Source organism: Actinoplanes siamensis, assembly GCF_016862395.1.
GTDB lineage: Bacteria > Actinomycetota > Actinomycetes > Mycobacteriales > Micromonosporaceae > Actinoplanes > Actinoplanes siamensis.
Genome location: NZ_BOMW01000006.1, coordinates 94,649 through 112,127, shown reverse-complemented (window position 1 = coordinate 112,127; position 17,479 = coordinate 94,649). Strand labels below are relative to the sequence as shown.

At 71.5% G+C, this 17,479-nt stretch carries 20 protein-coding genes and 1 pseudogene; 17 read left to right on the top strand and 4 right to left on the bottom strand.

Translation table 11 applies throughout. The features are described 5' to 3' along the window. The first annotated feature begins 39 nt into the window (after positions 1-39). The 16 genes and pseudogenes from Asi03nite_RS02285 to Asi03nite_RS02210 all read left to right on the top strand — a co-directional run. Positions 40-267, top strand: coding sequence for a hypothetical protein (locus tag Asi03nite_RS02285; RefSeq protein WP_203676682.1), 228 nt, complete (start codon positions 40-42; stop codon positions 265-267). Between the two features lie 65 nt (positions 268-332). Continuing rightward, a complete protein-coding gene (gene ffh, locus Asi03nite_RS02280) occupies positions 333-1,871 on the top strand; it encodes a signal recognition particle protein (RefSeq protein WP_203676681.1) in 1,539 nt (512 codons plus the stop codon). Positions 1,872-2,309: 438 nt separating this feature from the next. Then, positions 2,310-3,386: an amidohydrolase family protein gene (locus Asi03nite_RS02275; RefSeq protein ID WP_203676680.1), complete on the top strand. Its 1,077-nt coding sequence runs from the start codon at positions 2,310-2,312 to the stop codon at positions 3,384-3,386. Between the two features lie 62 nt (positions 3,387-3,448). Next, entirely contained in the window at positions 3,449-4,855 is a 1,407-nt protein-coding gene (gene proS / locus Asi03nite_RS02270; RefSeq protein WP_203676679.1) for a proline--tRNA ligase, read from the top strand. 2 nt (positions 4,856-4,857) lie between these two features. Next, positions 4,858-5,505, top strand: coding sequence for a ribonuclease FAU-1 family protein (locus Asi03nite_RS02265; RefSeq protein WP_203676678.1), 648 nt, complete (start codon positions 4,858-4,860; stop codon positions 5,503-5,505). A gap of 173 nt (positions 5,506-5,678) precedes the next feature. After that, the gene (gene rpsP / locus Asi03nite_RS02260; RefSeq protein WP_203676677.1) at positions 5,679-6,194 is read left to right on the top strand and encodes a 30S ribosomal protein S16; all 516 of its coding nucleotides are present in this window, start codon (positions 5,679-5,681) and stop codon (positions 6,192-6,194) included. After that, positions 6,172-6,429: an RNA-binding protein gene (locus Asi03nite_RS02255; protein WP_014447131.1), complete on the top strand. Its 258-nt coding sequence runs from the start codon at positions 6,172-6,174 to the stop codon at positions 6,427-6,429. The genes rpsP and Asi03nite_RS02255 overlap by 23 nt, the downstream gene beginning before the upstream one ends. 6 nt (positions 6,430-6,435) lie before the next feature. Then, a complete protein-coding gene (rimM, locus tag Asi03nite_RS02250; protein ID WP_203676885.1) occupies positions 6,436-7,002 on the top strand; it encodes a ribosome maturation factor RimM in 567 nt (188 codons plus the stop codon). Further along, on the top strand, positions 7,002-7,766 hold the full coding sequence (trmD, locus tag Asi03nite_RS02245; protein ID WP_203676676.1) for a tRNA (guanosine(37)-N1)-methyltransferase TrmD: 765 nt from the start codon (positions 7,002-7,004) through the stop codon (positions 7,764-7,766). The genes rimM and trmD overlap by 1 nt, the downstream gene beginning before the upstream one ends. Positions 7,767-7,890: 124 nt before the next feature. Then, positions 7,891-8,247, top strand: coding sequence for a 50S ribosomal protein L19 (gene rplS, locus Asi03nite_RS02240; protein WP_203676675.1), 357 nt, complete (start codon positions 7,891-7,893; stop codon positions 8,245-8,247). Positions 8,248-8,400: 153 nt separating this feature from the next. Next, positions 8,401-9,291, top strand: a complete 891-nt coding sequence (gene lepB / locus Asi03nite_RS02235; RefSeq protein ID WP_203676674.1) for a signal peptidase I — start codon at positions 8,401-8,403, stop codon at positions 9,289-9,291. Beyond that, positions 9,288-9,950 carry a signal peptidase I gene (gene lepB / locus Asi03nite_RS02230; protein ID WP_203676673.1) on the top strand — a complete coding sequence of 221 codons (663 nt, stop codon included), beginning with the start codon at positions 9,288-9,290 and terminating at the stop codon, positions 9,948-9,950. The genes lepB (Asi03nite_RS02235) and lepB (Asi03nite_RS02230) overlap by 4 nt, the downstream gene beginning before the upstream one ends. 44 nt (positions 9,951-9,994) lie before the next feature. Continuing rightward, positions 9,995-10,624 (top strand): NUDIX hydrolase, encoded by a 630-nt coding sequence (locus tag Asi03nite_RS02225; protein ID WP_203676672.1) that lies wholly within the window; start codon positions 9,995-9,997, stop codon positions 10,622-10,624. After that, complete coding sequence (locus tag Asi03nite_RS02220) at positions 10,624-11,469, top strand: ribonuclease HII (protein ID WP_203676671.1); 846 nt, start codon at positions 10,624-10,626, stop codon at positions 11,467-11,469. Before Asi03nite_RS02225 ends, Asi03nite_RS02220 begins: the two co-directional genes overlap by 1 nt. After that, entirely contained in the window at positions 11,466-11,789 is a 324-nt protein-coding gene (locus tag Asi03nite_RS02215; RefSeq protein WP_014447123.1) for a DUF2469 domain-containing protein, read from the top strand. Before Asi03nite_RS02220 ends, Asi03nite_RS02215 begins: the two co-directional genes overlap by 4 nt. Positions 11,790-11,862: 73 nt before the next feature. After that, positions 11,863-12,369 (top strand): annotated as a pseudogene (locus Asi03nite_RS02210) (M23 family metallopeptidase); the annotation flags it as partial. A 126-nt stretch (positions 12,370-12,495) separates the two neighbouring features. On the opposite strand, the gene Asi03nite_RS02205 reads toward Asi03nite_RS02210, so the two are convergent. The 4 genes from Asi03nite_RS02205 to Asi03nite_RS02190 all read right to left on the bottom strand — a co-directional run bounded on the left by Asi03nite_RS02205 (position 12,496) and on the right by Asi03nite_RS02190 (position 16,448). Then, positions 12,496-13,683, bottom strand: a complete 1,188-nt coding sequence (locus tag Asi03nite_RS02205) for an aminotransferase class V-fold PLP-dependent enzyme (protein ID WP_203676670.1) — start codon at positions 13,681-13,683, stop codon at positions 12,496-12,498. A 20-nt stretch (positions 13,684-13,703) separates the two neighbouring features. Next, positions 13,704-14,969, bottom strand: coding sequence for a tyrosine recombinase XerC (locus Asi03nite_RS02200; RefSeq protein ID WP_239102303.1), 1,266 nt, complete (start codon positions 14,967-14,969; stop codon positions 13,704-13,706). A gap of 382 nt (positions 14,970-15,351) precedes the next feature. Further along, positions 15,352-15,756 (bottom strand): winged helix-turn-helix domain-containing protein, encoded by a 405-nt coding sequence (locus tag Asi03nite_RS02195; protein WP_203676669.1) that lies wholly within the window; start codon positions 15,754-15,756, stop codon positions 15,352-15,354. Between the two features lie 434 nt (positions 15,757-16,190). Further along, positions 16,191-16,448: a hypothetical protein gene (locus Asi03nite_RS02190; RefSeq protein WP_239102302.1), complete on the bottom strand. Its 258-nt coding sequence runs from the start codon at positions 16,446-16,448 to the stop codon at positions 16,191-16,193. Positions 16,449-17,201: 753 nt separating this feature from the next. On the opposite strand from Asi03nite_RS02190, the gene Asi03nite_RS02185 reads away from it, so the two are divergent. Beyond that, the gene (locus tag Asi03nite_RS02185) at positions 17,202-17,387 is read left to right on the top strand and encodes an AlpA family phage regulatory protein (protein ID WP_052164533.1); all 186 of its coding nucleotides are present in this window, start codon (positions 17,202-17,204) and stop codon (positions 17,385-17,387) included. Positions 17,388-17,479: the final 92 nt, after the last annotated feature.

Genomic DNA, 17,479 nt, shown 5'->3' with positions numbered 1-17,479 from the left:
CGGCATGGTGGTAGGGAGTCGAGACCGGGAGGGTCCCAGATGGGCAAGGCAGTGATGTTCCTGCTGGCGGTTATCGGTGGCGTCGTCGTGGTGAGCTGGGTGGTCCACGCCGTGTTCGGCGCCTTCTTCTACCTCGTGCTGGCCGCGGCGCTGGTCGGCGGCGGGCTCTGGCTCTACGGGAGGATCAAGCGGGAGATCGCCCCGGGGACCCGTACCCAGCGGCGGATCGAGGCGGCGGCGAAGACGTACCGGATGCGGAACAGGTGAGGTTCGGCCGCTCCGGATAGGCTTGCGGACGACGCCATCTCCACCGACCAACGGGAAGTCGCACCGTGTTTGACACCCTGAGTGACCGCCTGTCCGGGATCTTCACCAAGCTCCGCGGCAAGGGCCGGCTCACCGATGCCGACATCGACGCCACCGCGCGTGAGATCCGTCTCGCGCTGCTCGAGGCCGACGTGGCGTTGCCGGTGGTCAAGGCGTTCATCGCCAGCCTCAAGGAGCGGGCGCGCGGCGCCGAGGTCTCCCAGGCGCTGAACCCGGCCCAGCAGATCATCAAGATTGTCCACGAAGAGCTGATCAACACGCTCGGTGGTGAGGGGCGGCGCTTGGTCTTCGCCAAGCAGCCGCCCACCGTGATCATGCTGGCCGGCCTGCAGGGCGCCGGCAAGACGACGCTGGCCGGCAAGTTGTCGCGCTGGCTCAAGGGGCAGGGTCACCAGCCGCTGCTGGTCGCCGCCGACCTGCAGCGCCCGAACGCGGTCAACCAGCTGCAGGTGGTCGGCGGCCGGGCCGGCGTCGACGTCTACGCGCCGGAGCCGGGCAGCGGCGTCGGCGATCCGGTCAAGGTCGCCAAGGACTCGATCGACGTCGCCAGGCGCACCGCCAAGGACATCGTCATCGTCGACACCGCCGGCCGGCTCGGCATCGACGAGGAGATGATGCAGCAGGCCCGGGACATCCGCGACGCGGTGCGCCCCGACGAGGTCATCTTCGTCATCGACGCCATGGTCGGCCAGGACGCGGTGCAGACCGCCGAGGCCTTCCGGGACGGCGTCGGCGTCACCGGCGTCGTGTTGTCCAAGCTGGACGGTGACGCCCGCGGTGGCGCCGCGCTCTCCGTCCGGCACGTCACCGGCCAGCCCATCCTCTTCGCGTCCACCGGTGAGAAGCTGGAGGACTTCGACGTCTTCCACCCCGACCGGATGGCCAGCCGGATCCTCGGGATGGGTGACGTGCTGACCCTCATCGAGCAGGCCGAGCAGGCCTTCGACGAGGACCAGAAGGAGAAGATGACCAGCAAGCTGCTCGGTGGCGAGCAGTTCACGCTGGAGGACTTCCTGGACCAGCTGATCGCGGTCCGGCGGATGGGCCCGATCGCGAACATCCTCGGCATGATGCCCGGCATGGGCCAGATGAAGGATCAGCTGGCCGAGCTGGACGACAGCCACTTCGACCGGGTCACCGCGATCATCCGTTCGATGACGCCGAAGGAGCGCACCGAGCCGAAGATCATCAACGCGTCCCGCCGGCTGCGCATCGCCAACGGCTCCGGGGTCACCGTGATGGAGGTGAACCAGCTGCTCAACCGCTTCGCCGACGCGCAGAAGATGATGAAGCAGATGAGCGGCATGATGGGCCTGCCGGGCGGTCGCCGGAGCGCCACGAAGAGCTCGAAGAACAAGCGCAAGGGCAAGAACAACCGCCCGCGTACGGGCGGCGGGATGCCGGCCGGGTTCCCCGGCGGAATGCCGCAGCTCCCCGCCGGCCTGGACCCGAACGCGCTGGCCGGCGGCGGGATGCCGCCCGGCTTCAAGCTGCCGAAGCTGGACTTCAACAAGCTGCAGAAGCCCAAGGACAAGGACCGCTGACCCGGTGAACGACCACCAGCCCCGGCCGACCACCCTCGGCCGGGGCTGCTTGTTGTCATCGGTCCGTTCTGGGACTGTGAGCCCCGGCCGAGCGCCGTCGGCCGGGGCTGGTGGTGGCTATCGGGCTCCGGAAAGGACGATGAGTGCCAGCTGGTCGGAGTGAGCGGCGGCCGGGGCTGGACCCGAAGCGGAGGCCGCCTGGCGAGCCAGCTCAGCCGTCTGGCAACCGCGACGGCCGGCAGGGAGGGGCGGGTACGGCGCGCGTCGGCGACGGGCCCAGAGAACGGCGGGCGGGACCGGTGCGGCCCGGGGCGGCGGCGACCCGGCGACGAGCGGCGGGCGGGGCGGGTCTGGCCGGGGCGACGCCGACCCGGCGACGAGTGACCCGCGGGCGATCCGGTGCCGCGACCGGCACGCTGATCCGGTAGGACTGTGGGCATGGCGTTGCATGTGCGTGGAACTGTGCTGCCGGACGGCGAGGTCCGGGACATCTGGCTGGTCGGCGACCGGGTGACGTTCGAGCCGGTGACCGAGGCCGAGACGATCAGCGACGGCGGGTGGATCGTGCCGGGGCTGGTCGACGCGCACTGCCACCTCGGGATCGCGTACGGCGCGAAGCCGATCGAGAGCCTGGACCAGGCCCGCGAGCTGGCGCACATCGACCGGGACGCGGGCGTGCTGGCGTTGCGGGACGCCGGTTCGCCGTACCCCTATCCCGAATTGGACGACGAACCGGGGGTGCCCCGGCTGGCCCGCGCCGGGCGGCACGTCGCGGCCCCGCGCCGCTACCTGCGGGACATCGGTGTGGAGGTGGCCGCCGAGGAGGTCGCCGCCGCGGTGACCGCGCAGGCCGAGGCCGGCACCGGCTGGGTGAAGCTGGTCGGCGACTGGATCGACCGGGAGGCCGGCGACCTCGCCCCGAGCTGGGACGCGGCGACCATGGCGGCGGCGGTGCAGGCGGCCCACGCGGCCGGCGCGCGGGCCGCGGTGCACACGTTCTCCGAGGAGGGCGTGGAGATCATGGTGCGGGCCGGCGTGGACTCGGTGGAGCACGGCACCGGCCTGTCGCTGGAGCTGATCGACGAGATGGCCCGGCGGGGGACCGCCCTGGTGCCCACGATGATCAACATTCGCACGTTCGGGAAGATCGCGGACCAGGCGCGGGCCAGGTTCGCCGGCTACGCCGACCACATGATCGCCCTGCGGGACAACTTCCCCGAGGTGGTGCGCGCCGCACACGAGGCCGGCGTCCCGATCTACGTGGGCACCGACGCGGGCGGCGGGATCCGGCACGGGCTGGCCGCCGAGGAGATGCTCTACCTGCACGAGGCCGGCATCCCGGCGGCCGACGTGCTGGCCGCGGCGTCCTGGCGGGCGCGGGAGTGGCTCGGATTCCCCGGCCTGGTCGAGGGCGGGCTGGCCGACCTGGTGGTCTACGACGCCGATCCGCGGGTGGACCTGCGGGTGGTGCGGGCGCCCCGCCGGATCGTGCTGCGGGGCGCCGTCGTCCGCTAGGAGGTGAACACGGGATGCCCACCCGGCTCGTTGCGCCCGGCCCACGACTACGATGCTTGCTCATGGCTCGCGTGCTCACTCCCCGTGCGGAGGACTTCCCCCGCTGGTACCAGGACCTCATCGCCAAGGCGCAGCTCGCCGACAACGGCCCGGTGCGCGGCACGATGGTGATCCGGCCGGTCGGTTACGCGATCTGGGAGCGCATGCAGGCCGACATGGATGCCCGGATCAAGGAGCAGGGCGTCCAGAACGCGTACTTCCCGCTGTTCATCCCGGAGAACTACCTGCGCCGTGAGGCCGACCACGTGGAGGGCTTCTCGCCGGAGCTGGCAGTGGTCACCCACGCCGGCGGCAAGGAGCTCGCCGAGCCGCTGGTGGTCCGGCCGACCAGCGAGACGGTGATCGGCGAGTTCATGGCCAAGTGGGTCGACTCGTACCGGGATCTGCCGCTGCTGCTCAACCAGTGGGCCAACGTGGTCCGCTGGGAGCTGCGCCCGCGCACCTTCCTGCGCACCACCGAGTTCCTCTGGCAGGAGGGGCACACCGCGCACGCCACCGAGCAGGACGCCCGGGACCACGCCCGCGAGATCCACAAGCACGTCTACCAGGCGTTCATGGAGGAGATGCTGGCCATCCCGGTGGTGCCCGGCCGCAAGACCAGGGGCGAGCGGTTCGCCGGCGCGACCAACACGATGACCGTCGAGGCGATGATGGGCGACGGCAAGGCGCTGCAGATGGGCACCTCGCACGAGCTCGGGCAGAACTTCGCGAAGGCGTTCGACATCACGTACTCGTCGGCCGAGCGCACCGTCGAGCACGCCTGGACCACGTCGTGGGGCACCTCGACCCGGATGCTCGGCGGCCTGATCATGGTGCACGGCGACGACAACGGCCTGCGGCTGCCGCCGCGGCTGGCGCCCATCCAGGTGCAGATCATGGTGGTCAAGGCGGGCGAGGGGGTCGCGGAGGCCGCTGCGCGGCTCCGCGACGATCTGAAGACCGCGGGTGTACGGGTGCGGCTCGACGACCGCAGCGACATCCCGTTCGGCCGCCGGGCGGTGGACGCCGAACTGCAGGGCATCCCGATCCGCGTCGAGGTCGGCCCGCGTGACCTGGCCAACGGGAACGCCGTGGTGGCCCGCCGGGTGGACGGGTCGAAGTCGCCGATCGCGCTCGGCGAGGTGGCCACCGCGGTGGTCGCCGCGCTCAAGGCCGACCAGCAGCGGCTCTACGACGACGCGCTGGCGTTCCGGGTGGAGCGCACCGTCGAGGTGAAGACGCTGGAGGAGGCGATCGAGGCGGCGCAGACCGGCTGGGCGCGGGTGCCGTGGTCGGCGGTCGGCGAGGCCGGCGAGAAGGAGGCCAACGGCAAGGCCGTCACGGTCCGCTGCCTGACCCGCGAGGACGGCACGATGCCGGAGTCGGACGAGGAGCCGGGCCTGATCGCCTACCTCGGCCGGTCCTACTGACCGTGCGATTCCCGGTGGGCCGGCTGGTCCTGTACCGGAACTTCTCCGGGGACCGGCTGGTCAACGTCCGGCCCTGCCGGGTGATCTCGGACGACGACCGTGGGCTGCTGCTCTGGCTGGCGCAGGGGTCGCCGGTGATCATAGAGGTGGGGCTGGACGGCCGTGGGACGCGCGACATGTCGTTCGCCGAGTGGTCGGTGTCGCCGCACCAGCTGGTCCGGTCGACCTGGCGGGGCCCGGGTGTCCTGAAGTTCTTCCCGCCCGGCGCCGACCACTCCGTCTGGTTCTTCCGCACTTCCGGGGGCGACTTCGCCAACTGGTACGTCAACCTGGAGGAGCACGCGATCCGCTGGGACGACGGCGACGTCGCCGGGGTCGACGTGATGGACCAGGACCTGGACGTGGTGGCCACGCCGGATCGCGTCTGGCGGTGGAAGGACGAGGACGAGTTCGCCGAGCGGCTCGCCCTGCCCGAGCACTACTGGGTGCCCGATCCGGAGGGGGTCCGGGCCGAGGGTCGCCGGGTGATCAAGCAGATCGAGGCCGGCGAGTTCCCCTTCGACGGGACCTGGACGGACTTCCGGCCGGATCCGTCCTGGCCGGTTCCGGCGGAGATTCCGGCCGGATGGGATCGTCCCGGGGTTCGTTGACACCCGGTTGGGAAGTCGCGCCTCCCGTCTGGCAGAATGACTTGTTGGTATCCGGCATGTCGTGAGGCGCCCTCTAACCCCTCACCACGCTGCCAGTCCACGAGGCATCGGTCCCGCATCCCCACGTGGGTTCCGACCGGCTCACCCACGCAGTCATCAGGAGCGAATAAACCGTGGCCGTTAAGATCCGGCTCCTGCGGATGGGCAAGATCCGCAACCCGCAGTACCGCATCGTCGTCGCCGACTCGCGCACCAAGCGCGACGGCCGCGCCATCGAGTACATCGGCATCTACCAGCCGAAGGAACACCCCTCGGTGATCGAGGTCAAGTCCGACCGGGTGCAGTACTGGCTGTCGGTCGGCGCCCAGCCGAGCGAGCCCGTTCTCCGCATCCTGGAGAAGACCGGCGACTGGCAGAAGTTCAAGGGCCTGCCGGCTCCGGCGCCGCTGCTGGTCGCGCCGAGCAAGCAGAACAAGACCGAGGTGTACGAGGCGGAGGCCAAGGCCGCCGCCGGTCTCGCCGACACCAAGCCGGCCACCACCGGCAAGTCCGGCAAGAAGGCCGCCGCCCCGGAGGTCGCCGAGGCCCGCCCGGCCGACACCAAGCCGGCCGACCCGGCGGAGCCGAACCGCGAGGCCGTGGCCGAGACGGCAGAGGACCCGGCCGGTGCCGGCGCCGACGCGAGCTGACGGGGCGCTCCGGCCGGCGCTGGAGCACCTCGTCAAGGGCATCGTCGACAACCCGGACGACGTCCGGGTTCGCCTGGTCGACTCGCGCCGCGGCAAGCGGCTCGAGGTTCGCGTGCACCCGGAGGACCTGGGAACGGTCATCGGGCGCGGCGGGCGGACGGCCAAGGCGTTGCGTCAGGTGATCGGGTCGATCGGTGGGCGCGGCATCCGCGTCGACATCGTCGACGCGTACTGATCGATGCTGCTCGTCGTCGGCCAGATCGGTAAACCGCACGGCATCCGGGGCGAGGTCTCGGTGGTCGTGCGGACAGACGAGCCCGAGGAACGCTTCACCGTCGGGTCGGTGTTCACCACGGAGGTCCCCCGGGACCGCCGGGTGAGCGCCGGCCCGGCGGCCGCGTCCCCCTCGGAGGTTCGTTTCGAGGTCCCGAAACAACTCACCCTGGAGCAGATCCGCTGGCATCACGGCCGCGGGATCGCGCTTTTCGAGGGCATCTACGATCGCAATCTCGCCGAGGCGATGCGCGGCGTGCTCCTGCAGGTGGACAGCACCGAGCTGACGCCGCCCGCGGATCCGGACGAGTTCCACGACCATCAGCTGATCGGCCTGCGGGTGGAGTCGGCGGACGGTCTCTCCTACGGCACCGTGCAGCGGATCGAGCACGCCCCGGCCTCGGATCTCATCGTGCTGGCGAAATCCGGCGGCGGGACGGCCCTGATCCCCTTCGTGACCGCCATCGTGCCGACCGTGGACCTGCGTGCCGGTCGCATCGTGGTGGATCTTCCCGAGGGACTGCTGGACCTGTAGTGCGCGTCGACGTCGTCACGATCTTCCCGGATTACTTCACCCCGCTGGACCTGTCGCTGATCGGCAAGGCGCGGACGACAGGTGTGCTGTCGCTGACCGTGCACGATCTGCGTACCTGGACCCACGACGTGCACCGCACGGTCGACGACAGCCCGTACGGCGGGGGTCCCGGCATGGTGATGCGCCCCGAGCCGTGGGGGCAGGCCCTGGACGCGGTCACCTCACCGGAGGCGACGCTGGTCGTCCCGTCCCCGGTCGGCAGGCCGTTCACCCAGGCCGACGCGTACGAGCTGGCCGCGCTGCCGCACCTGGTCTTCGCGTGCGGCCGCTACGAGGGCATCGACCAGCGGGTGATCGACGACGCCGCGGACCGGATGCCGGTGCGCGAGGTGTCGCTCGGCGACTACGTGCTGTTCGGCGGCGAGGTCGCGGTACTCGTGATCATGGAGGCGATCACCCGGCTGCTGCCCGGCGTGCTGGGCAACGCCGACTCGCTGACCGAGGAGTCGCACGCGGCGGGCCTGCTGGAGGCCCCGGTCTACACGAAACCGGCCTCCTGGCGGGACCGTGCGGTGCCGGACGTGCTGCGGTCGGGCGATCACGGGCGGATCGCCCGCTGGCGGCGTACCGAGAGCCTGTTGCGGACCGCGGCCCGGCGGCCGGACCTTTTCGCGGCCTATCCTCCGGAGAACCTCGACAAGAAGGATCGGAAGGCGCTGGCCGAGGCCGGATTGGAGCTCCCGCCACCGGGTGTGGCAAAGTAGGGAGGTTGCCGTCTCCATCCCACGCCGTGGGGCGGGGCGAGGACTCTCCGAGGTGGTGGGGAGTCAGAAGTACCCATTCGCGTACCGAACTCCCGGTGCGCTCTAGCTCTACGAGGATGCAGCGATGAACACGCTGGACGAGCTCGACGCCCAGTCGCAGCGCACCGACCTCCCCGACTTCCGCGCCGGTGACACCGTCAAGGTGTACGCCCGGGTCGTCGAGGGCAACCGCTCCCGTGTCCAGGTCTTCCAGGGCGTTGTGATCGCCCGCCAGGGCGCCGGCCTGCGGGAGACCTTCAAGGTCCGCAAGATCAGCTTCGGCGTCGGCGTCGAGCGGACCTACCCGCTCAACAGCCCGGCACTGGACAAGGTCGAGGTTGTCACCCGTGGTGACGTGCGTCGCGCCAAGCTCTACTACCTGCGTGAGCTCCGTGGCAAGAAGGCCAAGATCAAGGAGCTGCGGGAGAAGCAGACCGTCTGAGTCTCTCAGATCCGGCACAGCCAGGAGGGCCTAGGCTGACGGCTGTGCCGGATGATGAACCATTCCAGTCCTACCGCTCGTAACTTCCCCTAGCCGGGAAACTCGGGCGGTAGTGCTGTATCCGGGGACGGTTCGGTCGGCAGGCGTCAGGAGATGCGAAGCGTGGATCCGATGGAAGGCTATCGTCCGAGCCGGCGGCGCTCGATGATGCGGCGCAAGGAGATGCCCCTGTGGCAGGAGCTGCCGCTTCTCCTGGTGGTGGCGTTCTGCCTGGCCGTGCTCATCAGGACGTTCCTGGTCCAGGCGTTCTACATCCCCTCCGGGTCGATGCAGAAGACCCTGGAGCTCAAGGACCGCGTGCTGGTCAACAAGGTCGTCTACGACATGCGGGACCCGCTGCGCGGCGAGATCGTGGTGTTCCGGGGCACCGACAACTGGGCGCCCGAGGTCACCGAGCCGGTCAGCAACGCGTTCGTCTCCAAACTCGGCCGCACCATCGGTGACCTGGTCGGGGTCAGCCGTCCCGGCGAGCGGGACTTCATCAAACGGGTGATCGGCCTTCCGGGTGACAAGGTTGCCTGCTGCGACGACCAGGGCCGGATCACGGTCAACGGCGTACCCATCGACGAGAGTTACATCGCCGACGGGTTCAACTCCGACCTCAGCCAGCCGGTCATCGCCGGTCAGTGCACCAGCCGGAAATTCGCCGAGGTGACCGTGCCGGCCGGGCAGATGTTCGTGATGGGTGACCACCGCGCGGTGTCCCAGGACGCCCGCTGCCAGGGTCCGGTGCCGATCGAGAACGTGATCGGCCGCGCCTTCGTGATCGTCTGGCCCAGCGACAGATTTACCAGCCTCAAAGTCCCGGACGTCTGGGAACAGTTCGCCGAGGAGCATCCGACGGCCGCCGCCGGACCCCCCGGACCGCAGCCCCGACAGGATCCCCAGGTGGCCGGCAACCTCCTCGCGGTGCTGTTGACCGCCGCCCTGTCCGCGCGTTCCGGCATGTCGTTCGTGACTCGACGACGTAGGCTCCGAGCGTGATTGACGAGCAGACCGAAAAGCGCCGCGGGTCCTTCTGGCGCGAGCTTCCCATTCTGCTGGGCGTGGCGATTCTGGTCGCCGTCCTGGTGCGCGCGTTCGTGTTGCAGACGTTCTACATCCCGTCCCCCTCCATGGAGCACACGCTGAACGTGTGGGACCGGGTGCTCGTCAACAAGCTCGTCTACGACTTCCGGGATCCGAAGCGCGGCGAGATCGTCGTCTTCAAGGCGCCCACCGAATGGCAGTCCGGCGCCGAGGGCGAGGACTTCATCAAGCGGGTCATCGGCACCCCCGGCGACCACCTGGTCTGCTGCGACAACCAGAATCGTCTGGTGGTCAACGGGCACTCGCTCGACGAGCCGTACATCTACACCGACGCCGACGGCAACCGGAACCAGGTGGCGGACGAGAAGTTCGACATCACCGTGCCGGCCGGGCGGCTCTGGGTGATGGGCGACCACCGCGAGGCCTCCGGCGACTCGCTGGAGCACTACGAGCAGAGCACCGCCGCCGACCAGGCGGGCAAAATGCAGGACGCCACGATCACCATCGATTCGGTGGTCGGCCGGGCGTTCACCATCTTCTGGCCGGCCGGCCGGGCCACCTGGTTGACAGTGCCGGACACGTACGACGACGTCCCGGATGCCGCCGGCCGGTGAGAGGGCGGTTCGGAAGATCCTGCACGGGCGCATAGGCTTGACCGATGACCGAGTCGAACCTGCCCGTCATCGAGCGGCGTGCCGGCCGGGTGCTCCTGGTCGATTCGGCCGGGCGCGCGCTGCTGTTGCACGGCGGCGATCCGGCCCGGCCCGGGCTGCGCTGGTGGTTCACCCCGGGCGGCGGGCTGGAGCCGGGCGAGAGCACGGCGCAGGCGGCCGCCCGTGAGCTGTTCGAGGAGGTCGGGCTCCGGGTGCGGCCCGAGGACCTGAGCGGGCCGGTGCGGCACGAGCAGACCGAGTTCTCCTTCGACGGCCGGGACTACCGGCAGGCGCAGGACTTCTTCTTGCTCCGGGTGCCGGGCTGGCGCGTCGACACGGCCGGGATGGACGAGGAGGAGCGGCTCACGATCACCGGGCATCGGTGGTGGTCGGTGGCCGAGCTCGAGGCCAGCGACGCGTTGATCTATCCGGCCGATCTGGCTGAGCTGTTGCGCTCCCAGGTGTCCGGGGAGGCCGCCGTGGCCGGCGCCGCTTCCTCCGGGCCGGCTTCCCGCGAGAGCGCCGGCGCGTCCGGGACGGCGATTCCCGGGCAGGCCGGCGCGTCCGGGCTCGCTCTCCCCGAGCCGGCCGGTGCTCCTGGGCGAGCTCACGGCGTACCGGAAAAGGATTCTTGATGTTGGCCCCTCCCCGCACCGTCGTCCGCCGCGAGGCCGGGCTCTACGCGCTGGAGCAGGCGTTGCAGCGGCGCGGCTTCGAGCATGTGGCCGGCGCCGACGAGGCGGGCCGCGGCGCCTGCGCCGGCCCGCTGGTCGCGGCCGCGGCGATCCTGCCGGCCGGCAAGCGCGGCGAGGTGCCCGGCCTGGCCGACTCCAAGCTGCTCACCGCAGCCGCGCGCGAGCGGGTCTACGACGAGGTGGTGGCCCGCGCGCTGGCCTGGTCGGTGGTGACCGTCCCGCCTGCCGAGGTGGACGCGCGCGGCCTGCACGTCTGCAACCTGGCGGCGATGCGGCGCGCGCTCGCCTCGCTGGCCGTCCGCCCGGAGTACGTGCTGACCGACGGCTTCCCGGTGGACGGGCTGGGCGTGCCGGGCCTGGCGGTGTGGAAGGGCGACCGGGTGGCGGCCTGCGTCGCGGCGGCCAGCGTGCTCGCCAAGGTCACCCGGGACAGGCTGATGGTGGAGTTGCACGACAGGTTCCCGGAATACGGTTTCGCCGTACACAAGGGTTATGTAACGGACGAGCACAGTGCCGCGCTGCTGCGGCACGGCCCCTGCGCCGAGCACCGGTTCTCTTATGTGAACGTCGCCGCCGCCTCGGGCCGGCGGAACGTGCCGCCCCGGGCGCGCCGCCCGGTGTCGCGGCCAGCCGACCCGGCGCAGGCGCTGTTCGATGTTTCCGTTACCGAGCCGCTGCTGCTTCCGGGGGCCGCTGAGGGTACCGTCGGCGTGGCGTCGGGCGAGCAGCCTCAGCCGTCGCCGTCGGTGGGGGAAGATGAGGCCATGGAGGGCGAGACACGATGAGCGCAGAGGATCTCGAGAAGTACGAGACCGAGATGGAGCTGCAGCTCTACCGGGAGTACCGCGACATCGTCCGCCAGTTCTCCTACGTCGTGGAGACCGAGCGCCGGTTCTACCTGGCCAACCAGGTCGACCTGCACGTGCGCAACTCCGACGGCGAGGTGTACTTCGAGGTCGAGATGCACGACGCCTGGGTCTGGGACATGTATCGTCCGGCCCGGTTCGTGAAGAACGTGCGGGTGATGACGTTCAAGGATGTGAACGTCGAGGAGCTGGAGAAGCCGGACATCTCGTTGCCGGACGACGCCGGGTTCGGCGGCTGAGGGGTTTTCCACACTGCCCGGTTGTCCACAGGGCCGGTCGCCGGTCGGCTGACGCGGGGTCAGACTCGCCGGCATGTTCATCGTTCTGGCGCTCCTTCTGGCCACGGTGCCGGGTCCGGTCCCGGCGGCGCTTCGTTCTCCGGCTCGCGGCCCGGTCCCGGCCGCGCTGCCGGCTCCGCGTTCGACTCCGGTCCCGGCCGCGCTTCTGGCCCCGGCGCCGGGCCCGCTTCCGGTTCCGGTTCTCTGGCCGCTGACGCCGCCACGGCTGGTGCGGCGGTTCGAGGCGCCGCCGGCGCCGTGGCTGGCCGGGCATCGCGGGGTCGACCTCGGCGGCGCGGTGGGGACGCCGGTCCGGGCGATCGCGGCCGGCACCGTGGTCTGGGCCCGGCTGCTGGCCGGGCGCGGTGTGGTCAGCGTCGCGCACCCGGGCGGGCTGCGCAGCACCTATGAGCCGGTCGACCCGTCCGTGGCGGCCGGGGATCCGGTGCTCGCGGGGCAGCGGCTGGGTGTGCTGGCGGCCGGGCACCCGGGCTGTCCGGAGGCCGCCTGCCTGCACTGGGGTGCCCGCCGCGGTGCGGACTATCTCGATCCGCTCACGCTGCTGGGGCTGGGCCGGGTGCGGCTGCTGCCGCTCTCGTCCGCCGCGGGCCGGCCGGCGCCGCTGCCGGCTGTCCGGCCGGCGGGCTCCGCTACCGCCGGCCGGCGGTCACCACTGCCAGGTGCTCAGCAGTGCGGGCAGCCGGTCGGCGAGGTGGTGGTACTCCTCCGGCCGGTTGTAGATCTGCGCGCTCAGCCGGAGCAGGCCACGGCCGCCCCAGGCGGTCATCTGGGTCTCCACGCCCAGCTTGTCGGCGATGTGCTGGCGCAGCGCGTGCGCCTCGGGCACGGTCGTGGCCAGCCCGGCCGGCAGCGGGACGATCCGCATCGAGACCCCGGGTCCGCCCGGGTCCGGCAGGTCCGCCGGGTCCAGGCCGAGGGCGCTTCCGACCACCCGCTGGCCGTAGGCCACGAGCGCCGCGTTGTGCCGCCGGATGGCGTCCAAGCCGAGCGTGCGCATCGCGAAGACACCGGCCGGAGCCGCCAGCCACGGTGTGTAGTCGGCGGTCCCGTGCGATTCCACGGAGGCCGGGAAGCCCCGGTCGTGCTCCCAGGAGACGACCAGCGGATCGATCCGCCGCCGCCACTCCTTCGCCACCACCAGCAGGGACGTGCCGCGCGGCGCCCACGCCCACTTGTGCAGGTTGCCCGCCCAGAAGTCGGCGCCGATGTCGTCCACGTCCACCGGCAGCATGCCGGGCACGTGCGCGGCGTCCACGAGCACCGGGATGCCTTGGGCGCGGGCCGCCGCGACGATCTGCTTCACCGGCATCAGGGTGGCGGTGGCCGAGGTCAGTTGGTCGATGATGAGCAGCCGGGTGCGCCCGGGGCGCAGCGCCGTCCGCACCCGCGAGACGGTCTCCGCGCTGGAGGCGCCGAGCGGCACGGCCACCGTCCGCACCGTCGCCCCGGTCCGCCGGCACTCCCGCCGGGCCGCCATCGCGACCGCGCCGTAGGAGTGGTCGGTGAGCAGCACCTCGTCGGCGCTGCCCAGGCCGGCGGACTGCAGCACCAGGCTGACCGCCGTGGTGGTGTTCGTGGTGAGGGCGCTGCCCTCCGGGTCGGCGCCGAGGAAGGCGGCCAGATGCCGTCGGGTGTGGCTGATCCGGTCGAGCAGGCCGGCGCCGAAGAACCGCATCGGGTTCAGGTCCATCTCGTCGCGCAGTCGCTGCTGCGCCCGCTGCACGCTGATCGGCAGCGCCCCGAAGGACCCGTGGTTGAGATAGGAGACCGCGGGATCCAGCGAGAACAGGAGCCGGGCGCCGGGGATGGGCTGCGGTGGATCTTCGGCGCTCATGGTTTCCGATCGTACGGTGTTCAGGCTCGTGGATGCGCCTGATCGAAGGCGGCACGTAGGCGCTCGGTGGAGACGTGGGTGTAGATCTGGGTGCTGGACAGCGAGCTGTGGCCGAGCAGCTCCTGGACCGCGCGCAGGTCCGCGCCGCCGTCGAGCAGGTGGGTGGCGGCGGAGTGGCGTAGGTCGTGCGGTTTGGCGTGCGGGAGGTTCGCGGCGCGGGCGGCGGCCGAGACGATCCGGCGGACCACGGTGGGTTGCAGGCGGCCACCCTTGAGGCCGAGGAAGAGCGCGTCGCTGTCGCCCCGGACGCCCCTGCCGGTGCGTTTTCCGCTGTTCGGGCCGTTCCCCGCGCGGTTCGCGGGTGCGGCTCCCCTCCGGCCCGCTGTCGTCGCGTCGTCTTCCGGGACGTGGCCTCTCGCGCGTTTGCCGTCCGCGGTGCTGGCGCGCGTCGCGCTGTTCGCGGCGGTCAGCGTCGGGCGGCCCAGCCTCAGCCAGGCGGCCAGGGCGTCCCGGGCGGGATGGCCGTAGGGGACGGCGCGTTCCTTGCCACCCTTGCCGAACACCCGGACCACCTGCCGGGAGTGATCGATGTCGGACTGGTCGAGGTCGCAGAGTTCGCTGACCCGGATGCCTGTGGCGTAGAGCAGCTCCAGCACCGCCCGATCGCGGATCGCGACGACGTCCCCGCCCGCCGGTCCGCCGTGCCGGTCTTCCTCCGCGTCTTCGCTCGCGTGCCCGGCTTCTGGCCCGCCGTCGCCTGCCACCTGCCCGCCCTCGCTCACCCGCGGGTCCGCCGGCCTGCCGGCTTCGCCCGCGGGCCGGTTCTCCGGTTCGCCGGCTCGTCCTGCCCGGGAGGTCCCCGGCTCGGTGGCCTGTCTTGCTCCGGGGGCGGTGACCAGGGCGGCGGCCTGGTCCGCGCGGAGGACGTGGGGGAGGTCACGGTGTGCGCGCGGGCTCGCCAACCCGGCGCCGGCGTCCGCGGGTGCCAGGCCGATGCGGTGCGCCCATCCGGTGAAGGTCCGGACCGCGGCGGCGCGGCGCGCCTGTGAGGTGCGGGCGGCGCCCTCGCCCAGCCGGGCCGCCAGCCATCCGCGCAGCACCGTGATGTCGAGGTCGGCCACGGTCGTGCAGCCCTGGCCGGCGGCGTGCGCGAGCAGCGAGACGACGTCGCCCAGGTAGGCCCGCACGGTATGCGCGGATCGATCCTCGACGACCGCCAGGTGATGCCCGAACCGGTCCACCGCGTCCCGCAGATCCGGAGGCAGCGTCTGGTGCAGATCGGTCACGCGCTTGGCCCGAGGCCGTCGTCGGTAGGCGTCCACGGTGTTCAGTGTGCCGCTTCTTGTCGTACCCCACCCCTATGGTCCGTCCATGGCGCGCCACCCGAAGCGAATCCGTTCGGCACCGAGCCGGCAGCCCCGCCGTCCGGTCCCGCCGCCTGCGCCGGCCCGCGCGACGTCCGCCTGTCTGCTGCCATTCCCTGCGTGCTCATCGGTGAGGCCCGGATCGCGGCGGCCCGGGTCGGTCTTGTCCCGGGCGAGGACGCGTGTGGTGTGGGGAAGCCACCGATCGGCGCGGGGGCCCGGGTCGGTCTTGTCCCGGGCGGGGACGCGTGTGGTGTGGAGAAGCCGCCGATCGGCGCGGGGGAGCGGAGCGTTGGTCCCGGGATCAGGGGCGGGTGATCTGGACGCGGTCGGCGGGGTGCACCGTCTCGGTGCCGTCCGGCGTGGTCACGACCAGGACCGGGACGCCTTCGCCGAGCCGGTACTTGCGGCGCTCCGCGTCGGTCGGCATCCGGGCGCCGGCGCGCTCGCCGCGGGCCAGCGGGATGACCTGGACAGGCTCGGGCACTCGGACGAACGTCCCGCGTGGCCGGTCGACCGTGACGAGCCCCTCGGTGCGCAGCTGCCCGATCGCCTGGCGCACCGTGGTGCGGCTGATCCCATAGTCCTGAGCGAGGCGAAGCTCACTGGGCAACGGCTCCCCGGGGCCCAACTCACCGGACTTGATGCGATCCCGCAGCAGGTCAGCCAGCTGACGGAAGACCGCCCGGTCCGCCGAATGATCGATCATGGCGATTATTTTACGTGACCACGATGTTCCGTCACGTTGTACCTACAGCCCAATATAACTATGATGGGGATGCCGCACCGGGAAGGCCCAGCCGGACCGGACGGAAGAGCGGGCGACGGTTTTGCCAGGCTGGCCGAAAGGCTGCTGGGCGCGACCGTCGCCCGTTCGCCATGCGGAGCCCAGCCGTACCGACTCGATCCGGCCACCCCCACTCCGGCCACGTCGGCAGCGCCGATCCGGGTGGCGGCCCGGTTGTGGCGCGGCGCGCGGGTGGCGGCCCAGTGGGGTGCGGCGCGCGCGGATGGTGGCCCGGTTGGGGCGCGGCGCGTGTGGGTGGTGGCCCGGTTGGGGCGCGGCGCGTGTGGGCGGACGCGCTGCGGCACGTGCGGTGCGGCCTGCGCGGCGGTGGGTGGCGACGGCGGGCGGTGGGTTGGTCACGGAGTTGGCGGCTTGTGCCAGGCCCAGGCGAGGAACCGCTCGTACAGGTTCAGCGGAATTCCCTCGTCCGTGACCATGTCCTCGATCGCGTCGTACATCTGCGCGGACAGGTAGATCCGCAGCAGTGAGGGAAAGGCGCGGTACTCGTACAGCAGATTGGTCTTCGCCGTGGCGCACGGCCAGGGGCGGCCGCAGATGCGGCAGTTCCAGCCCGGCCGGTCATGCAGGTGCTCGGCTTCTCGTGCGACGGTCAACGTTGTTTCCCCCCGGATCCGGTGCGGGCCGCCGCCCGCGGCCCGGCCGACGCCGGCGGACTTCTCCGCGGCGCCGGCCCGCGACCCCGCGGTACGACGGCATCCTGAACGGTGCGTTGCCTCCTTGTGTGCCGTCCGCCGTGGCGCTCAGCGGCGGCCGCGACGCCGGTGCAGATGGTTCTTGAACGGGTCGTTGCAGCACGCGCGGAACCGTTGTCCCGGCGTCGGATTGCCGGCCCCGCCCACGTTCGCCTCCAGGTGCCGGCGCCGCGGTAGCGGCGCCGGAACGCGTTCGATCGGGTGTCCACCGTGCTCGCCGGCGTCGGCCCGGGATGAGCAGATCCGAGGTGCTCCACCGGCGCCGGGCCCCTCCTTGTTGCGCTCGTCGAGGGGCTCGCGCTGTGTGTGCGGCGCGCTCAGCCGGGGTTTCTGCGGCTCTCCGACCACATTGTCGGAATGTGCGGGTGTTGCTCCGCGGCCCGGAGCGACCGGCCGTGGCGGGTACGGCTTGGCCGGCGCGGGCACCAGCCGGTCGACGCACGGGGCCGGCAGGCCGCATCGGCAACGGCGCCACAGGGTCCGCCAATCCCGGCGGTGACTAGGGGATAGGGGGACTTGTCCGGTTGACGGTCGACATCTAGTCATGGCGACGATCCTAATGAACGAACGACTAGCTGTCTGCCGCCAACATGCTGAATGCCTAATAGTCCCGCGCCTACGGTCGATCATGTGGGAGTGAAGCCGATCCGCCTCATGGGCGCACACGAGATCCGTATCCGCCTGGGCGGGGTCAGTCGCCAACGGGCGTACCAGATCACCAGCCGCGCGGACTTTCCCAAGCCGGTCGCCGACCTGGCGCAGGGCAAGGTGTGGCTGACCGAGGACGTCGAGGCCTGGATGAAGGTCCACCGTCGTGACCTGGATGAATCCGAGGACTGATCGCTGCCGCGCCGTCCCGGACGGCGCGCGTGCGACGAAGGGGCCGGGCCGCCCGGCTGCCGCGCGACAGCGGCGCCGGAGGTCCGGCACGC